Genomic DNA, 22,907 nt, shown 5'->3' on the forward strand with positions numbered 1-22,907 from the left:
CATGAGCGACAAATTCGAATACGGCACCGGCCGCCGCAAGACCGCCACTGCCCGCACCCGCGTCTACGCTGGCTCCGGCAACATCACGGTGAACGGTCGTGCCTTTGAAGATTACTTCCCCCGCAAGACCCTGCAGATGATCATCCGTCAGCCCCTCGTGCTGTCCAAGCTGGCTGAAAAGCTGGACGTGCGCGTCAACGTGGCTGGTGGCGGCGTGGCCGGTCAGGCCGAAGCCGTGCGTCACGGTATTTCCCGCGCCCTGCTGCTGGTGGATCCCGCCCTTCGTCCTATCCTGAAGAAGGCCGGCTTCCTGACCCGCGATGCGCGTAAGAAGGAACGCAAAAAGTACGGTCTGCGCGCTGCCCGCGCTCGTTACCAGTACTCGAAGCGTTAATCCGCACTCCGGATTACGGAACCTCAAGGGGTGGGCCATTGTTGGCTCACCCCTTTTCTGTTATCTTCCGCCCGTCCTGTCCCGGGGAGAGGGGCGGCCATGTCCGTTGCTTCACAGTCTTGCCGCCTCTGTCTCCTGCCGTTGTGTCCGTGCCCCTGTTTTCCTGCAGGGCCGTATCGGCATCCCCCAGCCCGTCTTGGTGATGGATGACGGGCCGGTTGCGCCTCCGGCGTTGGGCCGCACGCCCCGGGATGTTGTCGCCATCTTTTTGCCATGAGGTTTTCCACGCCATGCCCGTGATCCCCGAAGGCATCGCCTATGCCTATACCCACGAGACGACCCAGGCCACGACCGGCTATTTTTCCTGCCAGCCGCCCGCATCCCTGACCCTGCCCCAGGCGTTGGCCCGTCTGGAGGCCACGCCCTTTGATGATTTCTTGCGCCAGCACTGCCTGCGCCAGCTGAGCCGCCGCTCGCCGGAGGAGATCAAAAATCTGGCCGATGAACTGTACGACCGCGAGACTGACAGTTTCCGGCGCATGGGGCTTGCCGGCCTGCTGCTGGAGTGCTCGCTGCTGGTGCCCGAGCTGGCCCATTGCTGCGACAGCTTCCCCGAGGATGCCCTGCAGCGGCTGACGCTGTCTTCTTCCCTGATCTACCTGCGCGCTGCCAGCCGGAAGGACTTTGGCCTCATGCAGGCCTGGAGCGCCCATTTTGCCGATAACATCGCCCGGCACCACATGCTGCCGCACTGGGAAGAACTGGAGCTGGAGCTGCCCTACAGTGAGGAAGAATTGGAGGTTTGCCGCGAGGGCCTGCGGGCCCGGGCCGGGATGCTGGAGCGGGAACACGCCCGCATGCAGGCGGAAGATCTGCCGTGCCTTGAGCGCCGTCCGGCACAGGAGACCTACGAGCAGGCCGTCAATGCTTTGCTGGAGAACGACGTCCTGGCCGGGCAGGAGATGCGTCATCAGGCTTCGCTGTCCCCCATCGCGCTGCTGCGTTCCTGGAAGGTGGATCTGGCCGTGGATTGCGGTCGCATGCGTCACAGCCTGCGCGGCGAGGCCACGGCCTACGGGCGCGGTCTTTCCCTGGCTGCGGCCCGGGCCTCCTATGCTATGGAGATCGTGGAACGGGCCAGCAGCTATGTGAGCGTGGCCCGTACCGGCGAGCACACCTTCGAGGTGACGAACCGCCGCCAGCCCATGCCGCTGGTCCATGCTTCCTGCGCCAAGCTGCGGTCCCAGGGCAAGGAATTCCTGCCCCTGTCCTCCCTGCCGCTGGAAACGCCTTTCGAGGACTATGTGCCCCTGTACTGGCTGGAGGCCCGCGATCCTGAGGGCAAGGCCGTGCTGGTACCCGCGCAGGCGGTCTTCCTGTTCTGCAATCTGGACGAGCAGTCCCTGTTCCTGGCTGGCGGTTCCACGGGCCTGGCCTCCGGCAATACTGAGGCCGAAGCCCGGCTGGCGGCGCTTACGGAGATCGTGGAGCGTGACGCCGAGGCCACCACGCCCTTCAGCCGTGAGGGCTGTTTCGTGCTCAAGAGCCGTGACGAACGTTTGCAGGCCCTGCTGGACGATTACGCGGCCCGCGGCATCCAGATCCAGTTCCAGGACATCACCACGGAGCTGGGCGTGCCGGTCTACCGTTGTTTCGTCATGAGCCGTCGCGGCGAGGTGGCACAGGCCACGGGCGCCAACCTGTGCGGCAGCCGGGCCGCGCTGGCGGCCCTGACCGAAGTGCCCTGGCCCTATCCGTATGGCGAACCGACGGGGCCCGCTCTGGGCGGTCTGCCGGTGCGTTGGCTGGAAGATCTGCCCGACTACAGTCTGCCGTCGGCCGAAGCCTCCTGCAAGCTGCTGGAAAAGACGCTGTGCGCCCAGGGCCGTACGCCTCTGTATGTGGACATCTCCCGCAAGGATCTGGACATGCCTGTGGTGCGCGCCCTGGCCCCCGGTCTGGAGCTCACCGCCGACTTCGACCGCTTCTCCCGCCCCTCGCTGCGCCTTCTGGCCCGCTACACGGCCCGCTGGCAGAAGTAGGAATCTGAAGAGGGAGGAGCCCCCTTTTGCTTGCGGCAAAAAGTGGGTTCCTCCCCCATGCCCCCTCCTTCCCCAAAACCCGCCGTACGGGGAGGCACCGTATCCTGGACACATGGTCCGCCCCGGGGCGCGTGGTCCAAATGCGATTTTTGAATAATGCGGGAAGCGGATGGCAGCGGCCATCCCGCAGCCATAAAAAAAGGACGCCTTGGCGTCCTTTTTTTGTGGCCTGATAAAAGTTTTTGGGAGGAAAGAGGGGAGCGCGAGGGGGGAAAGGAGGACCTTTTTCCAAAAAGGTCTCCTTTCCCCCCTCGCTCAAATGTCTCTTCCTGCTAGGCGTGCATCAGGCGGGCAAGAGCGGCATTGCTCTGCTGGCCTTTTTCTTCCAGCCAGTCCAGGAAGCCCTGGAGCTTGGGGGAAGGATTGGTATGACGGGGCCAGGCGGCGTAGTAGGAGCGGAACGCCGTGGTAGGCGGCAGGTCGGGGAAGGGGGTGACCAGTTTTTGTTCCGCCAGCAGGGGAGCGATGAGGCTGCAGCGCCCCAGAGCCACGCCCAGGCCGTGGCTGGCGGCCACGGAAGCCCCGTAGGTATGGTCGAAGGTGACGAAGTTCAGGCAGTTGGAGATGTCCACATGGTTCCTGTCGGCCCATTCCTGCCATTCGGCCGTGGTGGCGGCATAATGCCAGGCGGCGGAGTCATGGAGCAGGGTGCAGGCGGGCAGGTTCTCGGGATGGCCGATCAGGTCGTGCTTTTGTGCGTACTCGGGGGAGCAGACGGGCAGGGTGGCCTCGTCCATGAACTTGCGCGAGGTCAGGCCGCTGACGTGGCTCTCGGCATAATACAGGGCCACGTCCACCGTGGAGTCCCCGTGGAAATCTATGGGAGCGTTGCCGGTACGTACATGCAGCTGCATGGAGGGGTAGCGCTGCTGGAAGTCGCTCAGCTGGGGGATGAGCCAGGCCAAGGCCAGGCTGGGGGCGGCATAGATGGTCAGGGAGCTGAAGTCGTCCTGCAGCAGCTGGGTGATCTCCTCATAGATCTTCTGGAAAGCATTGAGGTAGACGTCGCGCAGGCGCTCGCCCTCCGGTGTCAGGGAGACGGCGCGGGTCAGGCGGTTGAACAGCGGGAAGCCCAGCTCTTTTTCCAGGCGGGCGATACGGTGGCTGACAGCGCCGGAGGTCAGGCCAAGATGCCGGGCCGCGGCCTTGAAGCTCATGTAACGGGCCGCGATGGCGAAGGTCTTGATGTTGATGAGGCTGGCGTCATCGTTGAGGACGCGGGCGATGCTGCGGGAACGCTGACGGTTTTTGCTGTCGGGAAGCGTCACATTGTCTCCTTGGAGATCCCGCCCGCAAGGGCAGGGGATGCGGACAGATATATGTCGAGAAGGGGATATTCCTTTCTTCATGGGCTTTCGTCAATACGGACAGGGCGGCCGGCGCAGGAGGATACGGGGCAGAGATGAGATTTATTCAACCATGGAACGCTGTGGGTATTTTCTTAAAAAAATATATTATTACAATATGTTATAGATAATAAAAAATCAAAACGCAAATTATCGAAAAAAGGCCTTGGCGCCTGACGTGAAAGAGGATAAATTTTTTCAACTGCGGATGAACCATTTTGCATGAGGCCATGCGCAGGGATTTTTCGGCTTGGGGTTTATGGCCAAATTCAACCGGCAAATTGCGCAATGGGGGGATTTGGTGTATCTCAACAGGAATAGCCCTGGAAAAGGATCACCGGGGCGAGCTCTTTCACCCTCCAAGACCTGGGAGATGATTTATGAAACTGGGCAAATTCGTTGGCTTGGCGCTGATGGCTCTGACCCTGGGGCTGGCCGGCCAGTCCCTGGCTGCTGAACCCATCAAGATCGGCGTGTACCTGCCTCTGACCGGTCAGAATGCCTTTGGTGGTCAGCTCGAGCTGGAAGGTGTGCAGCTGGCTCTGAAGGACATGCCTGAAGTGCTGGGCCGCCCCATTGAACTGGTTGTGGTGGACAACAAGTCCGACAAGGTGGAAGCCGCCAACGCCGTCAAGCGCCTGGTGGAACGCGACAAGGTCGTGGCCCTGATCGGTACCTACGGTTCCTCTCTGGCCATGGCCGGTGCTGAAGTGGCCGAAAAGGCCAAGGTGCCCGGCGTGGGTACCTCCTGCACCAGCCCCCTGGTGACCCAGGGCAAGAAGTACTACTTCCGCGCCTGCTTCATCGACCCCTATCAGGGTGCCGCTGCCGCCACCTATGCCTATGAGAACCTGGGTCTGCGCAAGGCCGCCGTGCTCATGGACATGACCAACGACTACGCTGTGGGCCTGTCCAGCTTCTTCACCCGCTCCTTCAAGAAGCTGGGTGGCGAAGTGGTGGCCAACCTCAAGTACAGCTCCGGTGACCAGGACTTCACTGCCCAGCTCACCGAACTGATCGCCAAAAAGCCCGAGATCGTCTTCATGCCCGCTTACTTCGCTGAAGGCGCCATCATCATGAAGCAGGCCCGCGAACTGGGCGCCACCTTCCGCCTGATGGGCGCTGACGCCATGGACAACCCCGACACCGTGAAGCTGGCCGGCAAGGCTGCGGAAGGCTTCCTGCACACCACCTTCCCCTACGATGCCAAGATGCCCAACATGAGCGCCGAAGCCAAAAAGTTCACCGAAGCCTGGAACAAGGCCTATCCTGAAAAGGAAACCAACGTGAACGGCGCCCTGGGTTACAACTGCCTGTTCCTGATCGTTGACGCCATCAAGCGCGCCAACTCCGCCGACCCCGCCGCCATCACCAAGGCCCTGGCCGCGACCAAGAACCTGGTGACCCCGCTGGGTACCCTGACCATCAATGCCAGCCACGACGCCGAAATGCCCGTGGGTATCATTGAGTACAAGGACGGCAAGCGCGTTTATCTGACCGAAGTCACTCCCAAGTAAGGGAATCCGTCTGTTCACGGCGGGGCTCCGACGGGCCCCGCCGTTCCGTCTTCGCGCCCCTTCGGGCGGGATAAAGCTTATTTCCAGGTGGCCCCATGACCCTTGACATGTTTTTGCAGCACTGTTTCAACGCCTTGACGCTAGGCTCGCTCTACGCGCTGATCGCCATTGGCTATACCATGGTCTACGGCATTCTGCGCCTGATCAACTTTGCCCACGGCGATATCTTGATGGTCGGGGCTTACTTCGTCTTTTTCGGCACTTTCGCCTATGGCTGGCCCTGGGGTGTGGCCGCCATCATCGCCATCCTCGGCGCCAGCGTGCTGGGTGTGGTGGTGGAACGCGTGGCCTACCGGCCCTTGCGTGACGCGCCCAGAATTTCGGCGCTCATCAGCGCCATCGCTGTTTCCTTCTTTATCGAAAGTCTGGCCGTGGTGGTCTTCACCGGCCAGCCCCGGCCCGTGCTGCAGCCCGACTGGCTGCTCTCGGTCTGGCAGTTCGGTGATGTGCGCATCCTCAAACTTACGGCCTTCGTGCCGGTCATGACCATCGTGCTGGTGGCGCTCCTGCTCTACATCGTGCACCACACCAAGCCCGGCCTGGCCATGCGCGCCATCTCCAAGGATATCGAGACCACGCGTCTTCTGGGGGTGCGGGTGGACAACATCATCGCCTTCACCTTCTTCATCGGTTCCGCCCTGGCTGCCGCGTCGGGCATCATGTGGGCCCTGCGCTATCCGCAGGTGCACCCCTACATGGGCATCATGCCCGGCCTCAAGGCCTTCATCGCGGCCGTGTTCGGCGGTATCGGCTCCATCCCCGGCGCCGTTATCGGCGGTGTGGCCCTGGGCTTTGTGGAAATCATGACCGTGGCCTTCATGCCGGAGCTTTCGGGCTTCCGTGATGCCTTCGCCTTCATCCTGCTGGTGCTGGTGCTTGTGTTCAAGCCCACGGGCCTGCTGGGCGAGCGCATGGAGGAGAAGATCTAATGCGCTTCAATCAAACGACCCTGCTCAACATCGCGCTTATCGTCATCTTCGGTCTGGCCCTGACCCAGGCCGAGGCCTATATGGGCGACTATCAGATCTACATCCTCAAACTGATCTTCATCAACGCCATCCTGGCCCTGTCGCTCAACCTGATCTATGGATTCACCGGCCTTTTCTCGCTGGGCCATGCCGGCTTCATGGCCATCGGCGCCTATGTGGGCGCCCTGTGTACCCTGCTGCCGGAACAGAAAGAGATCATGTGGATCCTGGATCCCATCATCTGGCCCTTCTCGGTGCTGCACACGCCCTTCTGGGTGGCGGTCATCGCCGGTGGCCTGGTGGCCATGATCTTCGCCTTTATCATTGCAGTGCCCGTGCTGCGACTGGGGGACGACTACCTGGGTATCGCCACCCTGGGCTTCGCCGAGATCATCCGCGTGGTCATCGTCAATGCCACGTCCATCACTAATGGTTCCCTGGGCATCAAGGGCATCCCCGGCGAGGCGACCCTGCTGACCTGTTACATCTGGACAGTCATCACGCTGGTGGTGCTGTCACGGCTTATATTCAGCAACTTCGGCAACGTATTGCGCTGCATACGCGATAACGAGATCGCCGCGGGCGTCATGGGCATCAACGTGTTCCGCTACAAAGTGCTCTCCTTCTGCGTGGGGGCCTTCTTCGCGGGCGTGGGCGGCGCGCTGCTGGGCAGCCACCTGTCCACCATCGACCCCAAGATGTTCAACTTCCTGCTGACCTTCAACGTGCTGATGTTCGTGGTGGCCGGCGGCCTGGGCTCGCTGACCGGCAGCCTGCTGGGGGCCACCATCGTCACCATCCTGCTGGAATGGCTGCGCGCCATCGAGGAGCCCATGGACTTCGGCGTGTTCGAGATCCCGGGCATCCCCGGCATGCGCATGGTGGTCTTCTCGCTCATCCTGCTGGCCATCATCCTGTTCCGGCGTGAGGGCATCATGGGCACCCGTGAGATCACCTGGAAAACCATCTTTTCGCTGGGGAGGCGCAAGGCATGAGTGCAAGCAAAGTCCAGCCCATCCTGACGGCTGAAAACGTGACCATGCGCTTTGGCGGCGTGACGGCCGTCAGCGACCTTTCCCTGAAGGTGGACGAGGGCAGCATCGTGGGCGTCATCGGTCCCAACGGTGCGGGCAAGACCACCCTGTTCAACGTGCTGAGCGGTTTCTATACGCCGCAGGAAGGTGACGTGCGCTTTGCGGGCAAGAGCATCCGCGGCCGCAAGCCGTTCGAGATCTGCCGCATGGGCATGGCCCGAACCTTCCAGAACATCCGTCTTTCGCCGCACATGAGCGTGCTGGAAAACGTGATGGTGGGCTGTCATGTGCGCCGCCGCTGCCCCTGGTGGATGGCGCCGCTGGGTCTGCCCATGTATTACAAGGAAGAAAAGGCCATCACGGACAAGGCCCGCGACCTGGTGGAGCATCTGAACTTGGCCGAATACATGGACGAGAAGGCGGGCAGCCTGCCTTACGGGGCGCAGCGCCGCCTGGAGATCGCCCGTGCCCTGGCCACGGAACCGCGCCTGCTCCTGCTGGACGAACCCGCCGCAGGCATGAACCCGCAGGAAAGTATCGAGCTCATGCACTTCATCCAGGCCATCCGTGACCACTTCGACCTGACCATCCTGCTTATCGAGCATGACATGAAGGTTGTCATGGGCGTGTGCCAGTACATCTGGGTGATGGAATACGGTGCGCTTATCGCACACGGCGACCCGGACGCCATTCGCAGCAATCCCGAGGTCATCCGGGCCTATCTGGGCGAGGACGTGGTGTAGTATGCTGAAAATCAGGGATCTTTACGTTCGTTACGGCGGCATCGAGGCCGTGCAGGGTGTCAGCCTGGACATCAAGCGCGGCAGCATCGTCACGCTGGTGGGCGCCAACGGCGCCGGCAAGAGCAGTATCATCCGTTCCATCGCCGGCCTGAACAAAAATATCAGCGGCGAGATCTCGCTGACCCGCAAGGAAGGCGACCAGCCCGTCTCCCTCATCGGCCTCAAGCCCGAGGAGATGGTGCGGCGGGGCATCTCGCTTTCGCCGGAAGGCCGTCGCATCCTGCCGCATCTGACCGTGGTGGAGAACCTGCGCCTGGGCGCTTATTCGCGTACCGACAAGGACGGCATCAACGAGGACATCGAGCGTGTCTATGCGCTGTTCCCCCGTTTGAAGGAACGCCACTGGCAGAAGGGCGGCACGCTTTCGGGCGGTGAACAGCAGATGCTGGCCGTGGGCCGCGCGCTCATGAGCCGCCCGGACATGATCATGCTCGACGAACCGTCGTTGGGTCTGGCCCCGCTGCTGGTCAAGGAGATCTTCAACATCATCCGCCGCATCAACGAAGACGGCATGACCGTGCTGCTGGTGGAACAGAACGCGTTCGCGGCCCTTTCCGTGGCCCATTACGCCTACATCCTCGAAGTGGGCCGCGTGGTGCTGGAGGGCACCGGCCAGGAACTGCTGGAGAACCCCAAGGTCAAGGAAGCCTATCTGGGCGGCTAGTTTCGGCATCATCGACATGCAGGGGAGGGGATGTTTCCGCAAGGGACGCCCCTCCTTTTTTTGTACATGGCGGCTGGAGGACAGTCCCGGCCGTCGTCCTTTCGTGCCCGCCATCACACAGGGGCTTCGGCTCTTGTCAGGCGGGCCTTCTGACATTACTGTCCGAAAACGGAGGATGCAGGACCGGCTGCCGTCAGGCAGGGGGACCGGTCCGTGCTGTTCCCCGGATGTCTTCGGAGGGGCCGGAGACGTCCGCAACCCTTCATAAGGAGTACCCATGCTGCGCATTTCCCGCCATGCATTGCTCATCCTTCTGCTGGGGATCCTGCTTTTGCCGCAGCTCGCCGCTGCCGCGCCGCAGGCCGCCCCGGCCAATCCTTCAACCTCTGGTAACGACACCATGCTCGTCCGCCTCAAGAACGGCCTGACGGTCTACATCATCCGGGACAGCCGCTTCCCGCTGGTCTGCACGCGCCTGTTCGTAGGCACGGGTTCCGCCAACGAGACCGCCGAGCAGGCGGGCATCAGCCATGTGCTGGAGCATATGGTCTTCAAGGGCACGGAGAAGCGTCCCAAAGGGCAGGTGGCCCGGGATGTGGAATCCCTGGGCGGCTATCTCAACGCGGCCACCAGTTTCGACAAGACCTGGTACATCACCGACATGCCCGCCAAGCACTGGAAGACGGGCATGGACGTGGTCAAGGACATGGCCTTCCATCCTTCGCTGGACCCGGCCGAGCTGGAAGCGGAAAAGGACGTCATCGTTTCCGAACTCAAGGGCGGTGACGACACGCCTACCCGCCGCCTGTTCGAGGACCTGCAGGTGGCCGGTCTGGCCCACACGGTCTACGGACGCCCCATCATCGGTTTTGAAAAGACCATCCGGGCCGTGACCGTGGACGACCTGCGGGCCTATATCCGTACCTGGTACCAGCCGCAGAACATGATGCTGCTGGTGGCCGGCGACATTGATCCCAAGGCCGTGCTGGCCCACGCCGAAGAGCTGTTCGGCGACCTGAAAAACGATACCATCCTGCCCGAGCCCGCTCCCGTGCAGCTGGAAGGCGCCGCAGGCGGTCCCCGTGTCGAGGTGACGCGCGGGCCGTGGAACAAGGTCTATCTGGGCATCGCCCTGCCTGCCCCCGCCCTAGGCGACCAGCGCTCCATCGACCTGGACGTGCTGGCCTATGCGCTGGGCGGTGACGGTACCTCGCAGTTCTATCGCAAGTACCGTTACGAGAAGCAGCTGGTGGACAGCATCAGCGTCGGCAACATGAGCCTCAACCGTGCGGGCCTATTCTATATGGTCGCCCAGCTGGATGCGGACAAGGTGGAGCCTTTCTGGCAGGAGTTCACCCGCGATCTGGCCGCGCTGGACGCCGGCAAGATCACGCCCGACGTCATCGAGCGGGCCCGCTTCAATTATGAGGACGGCATGGACCGCGCCAGCGAGACCCTGGACGGCCTGACCTCGTGGAAGGCCACGGTACAGTTCGAGCTGGGCGGGCCGCAGGGTGAAGCCAATGTGCGTCATGCGCTGGCCGCTGTGGACAGCACGCGCCTGCGTCAGGCTCAGGACCTCTGGCTGCGCCCCGATCAGGTGCGCGTGCGCGTGCTGGCGCCCGAAAAGGCCAAGCTGCCCGATCTGGATGCCATTTTGCAGCGCAACTGGCCCGCGCCTGCCGTGGAGCGGCAAAAGGCTTCTGCTGTCGCGGAAAAGGTGGGCAAGCGCGAGATCGTCGATCTGGGGCAGGGCCGTACCGTGATCCTGCAGCCGGACCGCACCATCCCCTATGTGTCGCTGGAGATCCTGCGCCCCGGCGGCAATGCGCTGCTCAAGCCTGCCGACCAGGGCCTGGCCCAGCTCACGGCCGCTACCCTGACCGACGGTTGCGGCACGCGTGACCTGGACGCCATGGAACGCTTCGTGGCCGAACGTGCCGCCTCCCTCAGTGCCTCGGCGGGCGTGCAGAGCTTCACCGTTTCCCTGACGGGCCCGGCCCGCTTCAATGCCGATTACTTCGCCCTGCTGGGCGATCTGCTGCACAAGCCCACCTTTGCCGAAAAGGACGTGCGCCGTCAGGCCGATACGCTGAAGGCGGCCCTGGTGCGCCGTCAGGACAATCCCATGAGCTTCATGGGTTCCAAGATCAACGGCTTCCTCTTCCCCGGCGGTCAGCCTTACGGCTTTGACGGCCTGGGCACGGCGGAGAACCAGGACCGCTTCGGTCCCGGGGATGTGCAGTCCTTCTGGAAGCAGCAGAATGCCCAGCCGTGGATCCTTTCCGTGGCTGGGGACTTCGACCGGGAAAAGGTGCTGGCTTTTGCCCGCAGCCTGCCCGTGCCCACCGCGCCTGCCGTGGATGTGCCCCAGCCGACCTGGGGCGCCGACAAGCGCCTGTCCCTGTCCCTGCCCGGTCGCCAGCAGGCCCATCTGCTGCTTGCCTTCCATGCCGTGCCGCTGGATCATCCCGACGCTCCGGCGCTCATGCTGCTGGAATCGGTGCTTTCCGGCCAGAGCGGCCTGTTGTTCAACAAGCTGCGTGACGAGCAGGGCCTGGGCTACACGGTGACGGCCTTTTACCGCAGCCTGCCCGAAGCCGGTTTCATGGCCTTCTATATCGGGACCACGCCCCGCAATCTGGATGTGGCCCGGCAGGGCTTCAGCGGTATCATCAAGGACATCAAGACCGATTTGCTGCCCGCCGACCTGCTGGCCAAGGGCCTGAACCGCATGGAAGGCAGCTATTATCGTGGTCGCCAGAGCCTGGGCGCACGGGCCGACGAGGCCGCCAGCGAGCGTTTGCTGGGCCAGCCCCAGGATTTCCAGAAGCGTTTGCTGGAAAAGGCCGCCAAGGTGACGCCGGAACAGCTGCGCGAGGTCGCCCGCAAGTATCTGCTGGTGGACAATATGTATGAAGTGACCCTGCTTCCCTAGATCAAGGGTGACAGGATGCAATGACAGGGGAAGGGTTCCGGCCGAGGGCAGGGGCCCTTCCCCTTTTGCTTGCGGCAGGGCATTTTTGCCGTGCCGGGCAGGCCCGCCATCTTGACCGGCGTCCGGGCGGGCTTATCTCTGAGTAAAGCATCCTGACGGCTGGCTGACGCCTGTGCTGTTAGGCCAGAGGGGTGTGGCGACTGATGCGCCGGTGCCGCCGGTGTGGAAAGGGCGTCTGGGGAATATTTCCACTTTATGGAAATATATCCTGTCATACGAAAAATGAAATTTTCAATCCTGCGAGGATGACATGAAACTGACGGACATGCATGTGTTTGACAAGGCCCGTGTGGTGGCCAAGACCCTGGGCATCCAGGTATGCCTTTTTGTGGGCCTGCTGGTGCTGGTCTGGGGCAGCCAGGCCTTCTACGGCGTCATCGATACCAAGAAATTCCCCCAGGCCTACAGTGTGGGCGAGACGGCGAACCTGAGCGAGAACGACAAGGGCAAGCTGCTGGTGGATTCCGTCACCAATCAGCTGCGTCGCGAGATGGGCTCCACCTTCGGCTGGACCATGAACGACATCGTGTTCAACCGCTTCGTGCTGGATAACCGCGCCTATCGGCAGTACGGCGTCTACCACGCCACGCGCGTGCTCATGGACCTGTACTCCACCCAGATCGCCAAGCTGGGCTCCAATGACCGCGAAAGCGAGTTCCTGTACCAGGCCCGCCTCAACGGCTTTGCCGTTGATCCGCGCAGCTTCATGTTCCCCTCGGCGGAAGGCTCCTACAAAAAGGCTCTGAAGCAGGTGGAGGAATACAAGAAGTCCCTGGATACCGGCAAGGGCACCTACAATTGCCGTACTGACGACCTGTACGCGGCCCTGAACACGGTGGTGGGCGAGAACATGCTGGGCTACGCCCTGGGCCTGCTGGCCGATGCCCAGGACATCCCCTTCTACACCCTGGACAACCGCATCTACGAAGTGCAGGGCATGGTGCTGGTCATCCGTGATTTTGTGAAGGCCCTGTACGACCTGTATCCCGAGATCGCCCAGAAGAACAACGCCGAGAACATGGCCGCCGCCATGCAGTTCATGAACGACATCTGCACCTATGATCCCATGTACATCACGTCGTCGTTCAACTCCGGTGAGCTCATCATCTCCTACCTGATGTTCACCAAGAACCGTCTGGAAGACATCCGCGACAGCCTGCGCATCTAGCAGGATGTCCTTTCACATGCATCGGCAAGGCCGGAGCCCTAAGGGCTCCGGCCTTTTCGTGTTTATGGGCAGGGCTGCGGAGGGGATGGGGACGGTGGTCATGCGGCCGTTCGTGCGTCTCCGGCCTGCGGCAGGTAGGAGAGAGTATTCCGTTCCTTTCCCCGTGATCCTCTTCATGGTCCGGAGCCTCGTCAGTTCCCCTGGCGGGGCTTTTGGTGTCTGCGGATCTGTACACGGGCTGGCCGCCGGAGACGATCGGCATGGCCGGTCGGGCCGGGCTCCAGGTGATCGGGAACTGGAATCCCGGAAGGGGAGGCTACCGCTTGGGATATGGACAGAAGAAACTGCAAAAAATAATGGTGCAACGATGGGCAAAGAAGCAGTGATGGTTGTACTCATTTTCACAATTAACGGCTGCAAGGCGCACTTTTATCACCGGAAAAGCTCAAAGCGTGACATTCCCCCGAAAATCATTGCAAAAGCGTGCATCATCTGCTGAGGCATCAAGCCATCTTATTTTATGAGGTTTTTCTTTGCACTTTTTATGAAAACTTGTTATTTCTTTTCTGTATCTCATAATTTGTTCAGGAGAGACAATGAAAGCTGCTGCCATGAAAACCATTCACGTCAAGGACGCTGTCGGCAGCGTGCTCTGTCACGATATCACCCGCATCGTGCCCGGAGGGGACAAAGGGCCCGTGTTCCGCAAGGGGCATATCGTGAGGGAGGAAGACATCCAAACCCTTCTGGAGGTAGGTAAGGAACATCTGTATGTGTACGAGCCGCAGGAGGGCGTGCTGCACGAAAATGAAGCCGCCCGGCGCATCGCGGCCGCTACGGCCGGGGCCAACATCACGCTGAGCGAGCCCAAGGAAGGGCGCATCAACTATTCGGCGTCCTGTATGGGCCTCTTGCGGGTGGATGTCCCCACGCTGACCCGCATCAATTCGTTGGGAGAGATCACCCTGGCCACGCTGCACAGCATGCAGCAGGTCAGGCCGGGACAGAACCTGGCAGGCACCCGCGTGGTGCCCCTGCTCATTGAGGAAAGCAAGATCGTCGCTCTCGAGCAGCTGGTTTCCCGTCCCGTGGTCGAGGTCCTGCCCCTGCAAAAGTTCAAGGTAGGCATTGTCACTACCGGCAGCGAAGTCTACACGGGCCGCATCAAGGATGCCTTCGGCCCTGTGCTTCGAGACAAGTTCGCCCGCCTTGAATGCACCGTCATGGATCAGGTCTTCACCAGTGACGAAGTGGAGATGACCTCGTCAGCCATCAGCGGCTTCATCCGACAGGGAGCCGACATGGTGGTGGTGACGGGCGGCATGTCCGTGGATCCCGACGACAAGACCCCCGCTTCCATCCGTGCCGCTGGCGCGCAGGTGGTGAGCTATGGCGCACCGGTCTATCCCGGGGCCATGTTCCTGCTGGGCTATGTGCCCACGGAACGCGGCCGCGTCCCCGTACTGGGGCTGCCCGGCTGTGTCATGTATTACAAGGCCAGCATCTTCGAACTCGTAGTCCCGCGCCTTCTGGCCGGACTGGAGGTGACAGCCGAGGATATCGCCGGCATGGGTCACGGGGGCTTCTGCTCCGGCTGTGGCGAATGCCGTTATCCCATCTGTCCGTTTGGAAAATAGACGGCGCGGCAGCGACCGTCTCAACTTGCAAGCCGTTTCTAGGAGTCGCATATGGAAACGAAAACGCTTGTGGTCAATGGTATTCCCCGTCAGGTCCTGGTGGATTCCGACACTCTTCTCGTTGACGTGCTGCGCAACCAGCTGCAGATCACCAGCGTCAAGGTCGGTTGCGGTCAGGGCCAGTGTGGTGCCTGCTCCGTGATCCTCGACGGCAAGGTCACCCGCGCCTGCATCGTCAAGATGCGTCGCGTGCCCGATCAGGCCCAGATCACCACCCTCGAAGGCGTGGGCACCCCCGCCAAACTGCATCCCCTCCAGGAATCCTGGATGTTCCACGGTGCGGCGCAGTGCGGCTTCTGCACGCCCGGCTTCATCGTGTCCGCCAAGGCCCTGCTGGACTCCAATCCCGCCCCCAGCCGTGAAGAAGTGCGCGACTGGTTCCAGAAACATCACAATATTTGCCGCTGCACCGGTTACAAGCCCCTGGTGGACGCCGTCATGGACGCCGCCGCCGTCATGCGCGGTGACAAGGATATCGAAGAGCTGCGCTACAAGCTGCCCGCCGACGGCCGCGCCTTCGGTTCGCGCCTGCCCCGTCCCAGCGCCCTGGTCAAGGTGACCGGTCTGGCCGAATACGGCGCCGACGCCGCCGTGCACATGCCACCCGACACCCTGCACCTGGCCCTGGCCCAGGCCAAGGTCTCCCATGCCATCATCAAGGGCATCGACACCTCCGAAGCCGAAAAGATGCCCGGCGTGGTCCGCGTGCTGACCCACAAGGACGTCAAGGGCAAAAACCGCATCACCGGCCTCATCACCTTTGCCGACAACAAGGGCGACGGCTGGGATCGTCCCATCCTCAACGACACCAAGGTGTTCCAGTACGGTGACGCCCTGGCCATCGTCTGCGCCGACAGCGAGGCCCACGCCCGCGCCGCCGCCGACAAGGTCAAGTTCGACCTGGAACTGCTGCCCGAATACATGAGCGCGCCCGAAGCCATGGCTCCCGACGCCATCGAGATCCATCCCGGCACGCCCAACATCTACTATGAGCCCCACATCGAAAAGGGCGAGGACACCAAGCCCTTCTTCGACGATCCCGAAAACGTGGTGGTGGAAGACAGCTTCTACACCCAGCGTCAGCCGCACCTGAACATCGAACCCGACGTGGGTTACGGCTACCTGAACGAGCAGGGCCAGCTGGTGATCCACTCCAAGTCCATCGGCCTGCACCTGCATGCCCTGATGATCGCCCCCGGTCTGGGCGTGAAATTCCCCGAAGAGCTGGTCATGGTGCAGAACACCACCGGCGGCACCTTCGGCTACAAGTTCAGCCCCACCATGGAAGCCCTCATTGGCGTGGCCGTGCTGGCCACCGGCCGTCCCTGCCACCTGCGCTACAACTACCAGCAGCAACAGCAGTACACCGGCAAGCGTTCGCCCTTCTGGACCAAGGTGCGCATGGCTGCCAACAAGAAGACCGGCAAGATCGTGGCCATGGAGACCGACTGGACCTGCGACCACGGTCCGTACTCCGAATTCGGCGACCTGCTGACCCTGCGCGGCGCCCAGTTCATCGGCGCCGGTTACGGCATCCCCAACATCCGTGGTGACGGCCGCACCGTGGCCACCAACCACGCCTGGGGCGCGGCTTTCCGCGGTTACGGCGGCCCCGAATCGGAATTCCCCTCCGAAGTGCTGATGGACGAACTGGCCGAAAAGCTGGGCATGGATCCCTTCGATCTGCGCGAGCTCAACTGCTACAAGGAAGGCGACACCACGCCTACCGGCCAGAAGCCCGAGGTCATGAACCTGCCCACCATGTTCAAGGCCCTGCGTCCCAAGTATGAGGCCGCCAAAGCCAAGGCCAAGGCGGAATCCACCGATGCCGTCAAGCGCGGCGTGGGCCTGGCCCTTGCCGTGTACGGTGCCGGTCTGGACGGCCCCGACTCCTCCGAAGCCTGGGCCGAGCTGAACCCCGACGGCTCCGTGACCATCGGCAGCTCCTGGGAAGATCACGGCCAGGGCGCCGACTCCGGCGCGCAGTGCACCGCCCATGAGGCCCTGCGTCCCATCGGCCTGCCTGTGGAAAAGATCCGCCTGGTCATGAACGACACCAGCAAGACCCCCAACTCCGGTCCTGCCGGCGGTTCCCGCTCCCAGGTGATGACCGGCAACGCCATCCGCGTGGCCTGCGAACAGCTGGTGGAAGCCATGCGCAAGCCTGACGGCGGCTTCTACACCTATGACGAAATGAAGGCCGAAGGCCGCGCCGTGCATCAGGACGGCAAGTGGACCGCCCCGGCCCGCGACTGCGGCAAGAACTGCCAGGGCGAACCCTTCTGCTGCTACATGTACGGTCTGTTCATGGCCGAAGTGGCCGTGGACGTGGCCACCGGCAAGACCAAGGTGGAAAAGATGACCATGGTGGCCGACATCGGCAAGGTGGTCAACCGCCTGCTCACCGACGGCCAGCTCTATGGCGGCCTTGCCCAGGGCATCGGTCTGGCCCTTACCGAAGACTACGAGGACATCAAGAAGCACAGCACCATGGCCGGTGCCGGTATCCCCACCATCAAGGATATCCCGGATGACATCGAGCTCATCTATGTGGAGACCCCGCGTCCTGACGGCCCCTTCGGCGCCTCCGGCACGGGCGAGATCCCGCTGTGCGGCCCGCATCCGGCCATCATCAACGCCATCTACAACGCCTGCGGCGCTCGCGTGACCCATCTGCCCGCGTACCCCGAAAAGGTGTTGGCGGCCATGCCCAAGAAGTAAATGGAACAATGACTGTCCGGGGGACCGGTTCGCCGGTCCCCCGTCAGATGCAGACAAGGCTGACGGCATCCTGCTGGAGGGATGCCGTCTTGCCCTGCACCGTTTTTTCTTCCCCGCCCGCCGCAGGCGTGCCGTGTGCCGTATCCGTTGCCTGCCTCCCTCATGGGGCATGACGATGCGGGGCCCCTGCCCGCTGGCATCCCGAGGTCCCCATGAGCATTTCCATGAACAGCCAGAGCGCCCTGCATGAAGTGGAATCCCGCTGCACGCAGGAGCGCCCGCCCCGTTGCCAGTCCCTGTGTCCGCTGGGGCTGGACGCGCGCGCCTTCCTCGGCCATGCCGCCGAAGGCCGCTGGAGCGACGCCCGCAAACAGCTGGAACGTTATCTGCCCCTGCCGGGCCTGCTGGCCCGCGTCTGCGACCATCCCTGCGAACAGGGCTGCCTGCGCGGCGATCTGGGGGGCGCCGTCAACCTGCACGGGCTGGAGATCTTCTGCACGGAACATCTGGGCGTGCAGACCCGTTCCCTGCCCATGCCGCGCAAACAAAAGCGTATCGCCGTCATCGGTGCCGGTCTGGCCGGTCTGGTCTGTGCCTGGGATCTGGCCGGCAAGGGCTATCCCGTGACCGTCTTCCATGAAGGCGATCCCAAAGCGCAACTGCTGTCCTGCTGGCCCGTGCTGGCCGGGGCAGGGGCCGCGGCCCTGGATGCCGAATGGGAGGCCCTGGGCCGCCGGGGCGTGCGCTTTGAGCAGGCCTCCACGGATGCGGCCTGCCTGCAACAGGCTGCCGGGGAGTACGACGGCGTCCTGCTGGATGCCGGTGCCCTGCCGGAGCTGGCGCCCGCCGAAGACGGCATGGACGCGCAGATCCTGCACTGGCGGGACAACATCTGCTGCGCGGGCTGGGCCAGCGTCACGCCCACGGGCCACCGTTTCGCATCCGCGTCGCGGCAGGCCGGGCAGGGCAGGAGTGCGGCCCGGACCCTGGAGCGGCTGGTGGCCGGCGTGTCCCTGACCGCGGCCCGCGATACGGACGAGCGCAGCCTGTTCACCGAGCTGGACGGCATCGCGCCGGTGGAGCGGGTCCTGCCCGTCGCGGAAGTCTATTCCGAGGCGGAGGCCCGGCAGGAGGCCGGACGCTGCCTGCAATGCCAATGCCTGGTCTGCGTCAAGGCCTGCGTCTATCTGCAAAAATACAAGGGTTATCCTCGCGTCTACGCCCGTCAGATGTACAACAATGCGGCCATCGTCAAAGGCCTGCATCTGGCCAACAACCTCATCAACGGTTGCGCCCTGTGCGGACAGTGTGAGGAATTGTGCCCCGAGAATTTCTCCATGGCCGAGCTTTGCCTGAGCGCGCGGCAGGATATGGTGGAGCGCGGCGTTATGCCGCCTTCGGCCCATGAATTTGCGCTGGAGGACATGGAAGCCGCCAGCGGCCCGGAATGCGCCCTGAGCATCAAGGGAGGGGAGGGCGGCTGGCTATTCTTCCCCGGCTGCCAGCTGGCGGCCTCGCGCGGGGAGCAGGTGGAAGCCCTCTATGCCTGGCTGCGTGACGCTCTGGCCGGGCAGGGTGAGTTCGCTCCCGGTCTGGAGCGCGGGCCAGTAAGTCTGTTGCTGCGCTGTTGCGGCATCCCGGCACGCTGGGGCGGCCGCGAAGAGCTTTTTGCCCAACAGGCGCAGGAGTTGCGGCAGCAATGGGAAGGACTGGGCAGGCCGCGGATCATGGCCGCCTGTTCGTCCTGCCTCTCCGTCCTGCGCGAGGTCCTGCCCGAGGCGCGGGCCCTTTCCCTCTGGGAGGTGCTGGATGCCCTGCCATGGCCCGAAGGCGCTCCCGGCGGTGCGGACAGGGGCACCCTGCTGACCATGCAGGATCCCTGCACGGCCCGGCATGATACGGCATGGCAGGACGCCGTGCGTTCGCTGGCGCGCAAGGCCGGCATGATCCCGGAAGAGCCGCCGCAGGGGCGCGACAGGACGGCCTGCTGCGGGTATGGCGGTCTGGTCTGGTGTGCCCAGCCGGAACTGGCAGATGCCATGGCCGGTCACCGGGCCGGAGGATTGCCGCATGCGGCCCTCAGTTCCTGCATCATGTGCCGTGACCGTCTGGCGGGCAGCGGCAAGCCCGGTCTGCATCTGCTGGACCTGCTGCCGCAGCTGGCCCCGCTGGCCCACGGTCTGGAGCCGGAAAAGGGCCCCGGCCTTTCGGAACGGCGTGCCCGTCGTGCGGCCTTGCGCCGTCGTCTGGCTCGTGTCTGGCTGGGGCAGGAGCCGGCCGAACCGGCCGCCGGACGGCTGGATCTTGTTCCCGGCCTGCTGGAAGAGCTTGAGCGTCGCCATATCCTGCTGGAGGACGTGGACGGGGCCGTGGCGGCCGTGGAAGCGGAAAAGGCTTATTTCGTGGATGCGGAGAGCGGTCATCGTCTGGGCGCGTGGCGGCCGCGCAACGTGACCTTCTGGGTGGAATACACGGAAGAAGACGGGCGCTGGCTGCTGCATGATGCCTGGTGCCACCGGATGCGCGTGCCGGGCAGCGGCGGCGTGCAGGAAAACGGCTGCTGCGGGGAGGCGTAAGATGAGTATCGGTCCCAATTATGAACCGGATGGCGGCAGCTGGACATGCGGCCGCTGCGGCTGCCCGCTGGAACAGGGCAAGGTGCAGGTCTTTTACCTCAACAGCGCTTTTGACGTCATGCTGCCGCGCTGTCCGCAATGCGGGCTGACCATGGTGCCCAAGTCACTGGCCGAGGGCAAGATGCTGGAAGTGGAAGCCCTGCTGGAAGACAAGTGAGCCAGCTCTACACACGGCCGGAATTCAGGCGCATCGCGGGCGAACACTGGCGGCCCGGCGGGACGGAGATCACGGACAGGCTTCTGGTCCTGGGGCGGCGCTGGCATGATGCCGGACCTGAGGCCCGCATCCTGGACGTGGGCTGCGGGCCCGGCGGCAGTGTTCGCCATCTGCGGCAGCAGGGGCGGCAGGTCTGGGGCCTGGATACCGTGCTGCGTCCCCAGTGGCGGACGAAAGTTCCGTCTGAGGCCGGGGAACGGCCGTATCTGGTGGCCGATGCCTGCGCCGGCCTGCCCCTGCGGGACGGCGTGCTGGATATGATATTGTGTGAATGCGTGCTGTCCGTATTGCCGGACCCCGCCGCCTTTCTGCAGGAGGCCCGGCGCGTCTTGCGGCCGGGCGGTCTGCTGGCGTGCAGTGATCTGTACCGGCGTGGAGAAGAGAGCGTCCTTGCGCCGCAGCCTTCCGGCTGTGCAGACGGGGCCCGCTCCCGTGTGGGCTGGACCGCGCTGTGCGAAGGGGCGGGCTTTACGGTCCGGCATTTCGAGGATGCCAGCCCGGCCCTGGCCCGTCTGGCCGCGGCGCTGGTCTGGTATGGCGACAAGCAGAGCCTGCGGGAATGGGGCCTGTGCGGTCCCGGCTGCGGCGGGGCGACGGCCCGGCCCGGTTATGCGCTCTGGATCGCGCAAAAGGAGGAATGATGCATCCCCTGATGATGGATCTTTTGCCGCTGGTGCGGCAGGGCTATTGTTGCAGCCAGCTGCTGGTACAGCTGCTGGTGCAGGCCCAGGGAAGGGAAGTGCCGGATCTGGTGCGGGCCCTGCACGGCCTTTGTCACGGCATCGGCCAGTCCGGCGGGCCCTGCGGCCTGCTTACGGGCGGTGCCTGTGTGCTGGCCCTGCTGGCGGGTAAGGGCGCGGAAGGCGAGGAGCCCCATCCCATGCTAACCCCTCTGCTCAATGACTACGCCGGCTGGTTCTATGAGCGCACGGCGGCCTACGGCGGCCACTCCTGCGAACAGGTGGCGCTGGGGCTGGGAGCGCGCACGGCAGAGAGCGCGGAGCCCGATCCCGTGGCCTGTGGGGACTTGCTGGCCGAATGCTGGGAAAAGATTTTGGAGCTGATCCAGAACTACGATCTGGATTTCATGGCCCATGCCTGAGGTGGACGTGGAGATATTGCACGAGACCCAGAGCCTGTGCCCTGTCTGCCTGCGACGGCTGGATGCCCGGTATGTGCGGCGGGGGCAGAGCATCCTGCTGGAACGTACCTGCCCGGAACACGGCACCTTTGCCGTGGACATCTGGCACGAACAGACGGAAGAGGGCGTCACGCCGCCGCGCTTCAACGGCTGGTCACGACCCAAAACGCCGTCGTACCCGCGTGAGCCGCGCACAGCTGTCCGGCACGGCTGCCCCTATGATTGTGGCCTGTGCCCGGCCCATGCCCAGCATACCTGCACGGGCCTGGTGGAAGTGACCCTGCGCTGCAACATGGCTTGTCCCATCTGCTATGCGGCAGCCGGCGGGGCCGTGCCCGACGATCCTTCGCCGGAGACCGTGGCCTTCCAGCTGGACAGCCTGCGCCGGGCCTCGCCGGGCTGCAATGTCCAGCTTTCCGGCGGCGAGCCTACCGTGCGCGACGATCTGCCCGCCATCATCCGTATGGCGCGGGAACGGGGCTTCGGCCTGTTGCAGGTCAACAGCAACGGTCTGCGCCTGGGCCTGGAAGCGGGATATGCCCGAAAGCTGCGCGAAGCCGGGCTGGATTCCGTCTACCTGCAATGGGACAGTCCCGATCTGGAGGGCTGTCTGCCTTTGCGGGGGACCGTGGCCCTGCCCGATGGGCTGGATCTGCTGGCGGTCAAGCGCCGGGCCGTGGAGCAGTGCACGGCCGCCGGTCTGGGCGTGGTGCTGGTGGCCACCGTGGCCCGGGGCGTCAATGATGACCGTCTGGGGGCCCTGCTGCGTCTGGCGCTGGAGCTGGGCCCCGGCGTGCGCGGCCTGCATATCCAGCCCGTGGCCCGTTTCGGCCGTTATCCCGGACGGCTGGAAGACGGCCTTCGCTTCACCCTCAGCGATGTGATGGCCGCCCTGTGCCGTCAGGTCCCGCAGTGGCTGCGCATGGAGCATTTCCACCCGCCGGGCTGCGAGCATTCCCTTTGCTCCTTCAGTTCGCTCTACGCGCGGGAAAAGGCGGCGGACGGCAGCCCCTCCCTGCGCTGGCTGCCTGATGCGGCCCGCTCCTGCTGCGGTCCTGCCGTGGATAAGGTGCCGGTCCCGGCGGCCGAAGGGGCGCGTAAATCCCGGCAGTTCGTGGCCAGTCACTGGCGCGGTGACGACAGCCCCCGGGACGAAGGCAAGGCGGCGCTGGCCGATGACTTCGGCCGCTTTCTGGCCCGTGCCGGGGCCGAACAGCGCTTCACCCTTTCCTGCATGGCCTTTCAGGATGCGCTCTCTCTGGACGTGGAGCGGGTGCGCGGCTGCTGCATTCATGTGGTGCGCCCCGATGGGCGCATGATCCCCTTCTGTCTCCATAACCTCACGTCCACGGAAGGTCGGATGCTCTACCCGCAGCGTCTGGCTTGCGGGGAGGAAGGTCATGACGGCATCTGACCCGCGTTCTCCGGCAACGGCACGGAG

17 protein-coding genes are annotated in these 22,907 nt (G+C 63.7%); 16 read left to right on the forward strand and 1 reads right to left on the reverse strand.

What is annotated here, in order from left to right; translation table 11 throughout:
* The first annotated feature begins 1 nt into the window (after nucleotide 1).
* Together rpsI and ACQRBR_RS08225 are read left to right on the forward strand one after the other, a co-directional pair.
* The gene (gene rpsI, locus ACQRBR_RS08220; RefSeq protein ID WP_006004313.1) at nucleotides 2-394 is read left to right on the forward strand and encodes a 30S ribosomal protein S9; all 393 of its coding nucleotides are present in this window, start codon (nucleotides 2-4) and stop codon (nucleotides 392-394) included.
* Between the two features lie 290 nt (nucleotides 395-684).
* A complete protein-coding gene (locus ACQRBR_RS08225) occupies nucleotides 685-2,436 on the forward strand; it encodes a YcaO-like family protein (protein ID WP_427812743.1) in 1,752 nt (583 codons plus the stop codon).
* Nucleotides 2,437-2,768: 332 nt separating this feature from the next.
* Here the strand turns inward: ACQRBR_RS08225 and dsdC are convergent, their stop codons facing one another.
* Nucleotides 2,769-3,764 carry a DNA-binding transcriptional regulator DsdC gene (dsdC, locus tag ACQRBR_RS08230; RefSeq protein WP_168934850.1) on the reverse strand — a complete coding sequence of 332 codons (996 nt, stop codon included), beginning with the start codon at nucleotides 3,762-3,764 and terminating at the stop codon, nucleotides 2,769-2,771.
* A gap of 458 nt (nucleotides 3,765-4,222) precedes the next feature.
* Between dsdC and ACQRBR_RS08235 the strand changes: the two genes are divergently transcribed.
* From ACQRBR_RS08235 to trsS, 14 genes are all read left to right on the forward strand, one after another.
* Nucleotides 4,223-5,359, forward strand: a complete 1,137-nt coding sequence (locus ACQRBR_RS08235; RefSeq protein WP_427812744.1) for an ABC transporter substrate-binding protein — start codon at nucleotides 4,223-4,225, stop codon at nucleotides 5,357-5,359.
* A gap of 95 nt (nucleotides 5,360-5,454) precedes the next feature.
* Nucleotides 5,455-6,348 carry a branched-chain amino acid ABC transporter permease gene (locus ACQRBR_RS08240; protein ID WP_006004323.1) on the forward strand — a complete coding sequence of 298 codons (894 nt, stop codon included), beginning with the start codon at nucleotides 5,455-5,457 and terminating at the stop codon, nucleotides 6,346-6,348.
* Nucleotides 6,348-7,382 carry a branched-chain amino acid ABC transporter permease gene (locus ACQRBR_RS08245; protein WP_168934852.1) on the forward strand — a complete coding sequence of 345 codons (1,035 nt, stop codon included), beginning with the start codon at nucleotides 6,348-6,350 and terminating at the stop codon, nucleotides 7,380-7,382. The genes ACQRBR_RS08240 and ACQRBR_RS08245 overlap by 1 nt, the downstream gene beginning before the upstream one ends.
* Nucleotides 7,379-8,164: an ABC transporter ATP-binding protein gene (locus ACQRBR_RS08250; RefSeq protein WP_302261810.1), complete on the forward strand. Its 786-nt coding sequence runs from the start codon at nucleotides 7,379-7,381 to the stop codon at nucleotides 8,162-8,164. Before ACQRBR_RS08245 ends, ACQRBR_RS08250 begins: the two co-directional genes overlap by 4 nt.
* 1 nt (nucleotide 8,165) lies before the next feature.
* Nucleotides 8,166-8,888 carry an ABC transporter ATP-binding protein gene (locus ACQRBR_RS08255; RefSeq protein WP_303878052.1) on the forward strand — a complete coding sequence of 241 codons (723 nt, stop codon included), beginning with the start codon at nucleotides 8,166-8,168 and terminating at the stop codon, nucleotides 8,886-8,888.
* Between the two features lie 277 nt (nucleotides 8,889-9,165).
* Entirely contained in the window at nucleotides 9,166-11,826 is a 2,661-nt protein-coding gene (locus ACQRBR_RS08260) for a M16 family metallopeptidase (protein ID WP_427812745.1), read from the forward strand.
* Between the two features lie 310 nt (nucleotides 11,827-12,136).
* Nucleotides 12,137-13,054 (forward strand): DUF2333 family protein, encoded by a 918-nt coding sequence (locus ACQRBR_RS08265; protein ID WP_168934855.1) that lies wholly within the window; start codon nucleotides 12,137-12,139, stop codon nucleotides 13,052-13,054.
* A 611-nt stretch (nucleotides 13,055-13,665) separates the two neighbouring features.
* Complete coding sequence (locus tag ACQRBR_RS08270) at nucleotides 13,666-14,691, forward strand: molybdopterin-binding protein (RefSeq protein ID WP_147589186.1); 1,026 nt, start codon at nucleotides 13,666-13,668, stop codon at nucleotides 14,689-14,691.
* A gap of 51 nt (nucleotides 14,692-14,742) precedes the next feature.
* Nucleotides 14,743-17,472 carry a molybdopterin-dependent aldehyde oxidoreductase gene (locus tag ACQRBR_RS08275; RefSeq protein WP_278338611.1) on the forward strand — a complete coding sequence of 910 codons (2,730 nt, stop codon included), beginning with the start codon at nucleotides 14,743-14,745 and terminating at the stop codon, nucleotides 17,470-17,472.
* Between the two features lie 212 nt (nucleotides 17,473-17,684).
* Complete coding sequence (locus ACQRBR_RS08280; RefSeq protein WP_427812746.1) at nucleotides 17,685-20,048, forward strand: pyridine nucleotide-disulfide oxidoreductase/dicluster-binding protein; 2,364 nt, start codon at nucleotides 17,685-17,687, stop codon at nucleotides 20,046-20,048.
* Nucleotide 20,049: 1 nt separating this feature from the next.
* Entirely contained in the window at nucleotides 20,050-20,265 is a 216-nt protein-coding gene (locus ACQRBR_RS08285; RefSeq protein WP_040369047.1) for a DVU_1557 family redox protein, read from the forward strand.
* Nucleotides 20,262-20,966 (forward strand): DVU_1556 family methyltransferase, encoded by a 705-nt coding sequence (gene trsM, locus ACQRBR_RS08290; RefSeq protein WP_427812747.1) that lies wholly within the window; start codon nucleotides 20,262-20,264, stop codon nucleotides 20,964-20,966. Before ACQRBR_RS08285 ends, trsM begins: the two co-directional genes overlap by 4 nt.
* Complete coding sequence (locus ACQRBR_RS08295) at nucleotides 20,963-21,427, forward strand: DVU_1555 family C-GCAxxG-C-C protein (RefSeq protein WP_303878041.1); 465 nt, start codon at nucleotides 20,963-20,965, stop codon at nucleotides 21,425-21,427. Before trsM ends, ACQRBR_RS08295 begins: the two co-directional genes overlap by 4 nt.
* A complete protein-coding gene (trsS, locus tag ACQRBR_RS08300; protein WP_427812748.1) occupies nucleotides 21,420-22,880 on the forward strand; it encodes a radical SAM (seleno)protein TrsS in 1,461 nt (486 codons plus the stop codon). Before ACQRBR_RS08295 ends, trsS begins: the two co-directional genes overlap by 8 nt.
* Nucleotides 22,881-22,907 lie beyond the last annotated feature (27 nt).

It is taken from the genome of Desulfovibrio sp. SGI.133, assembly GCF_050313955.1.
Taxonomy (GTDB): Bacteria; Desulfobacterota; Desulfovibrionia; order Desulfovibrionales; family Desulfovibrionaceae; genus Desulfovibrio.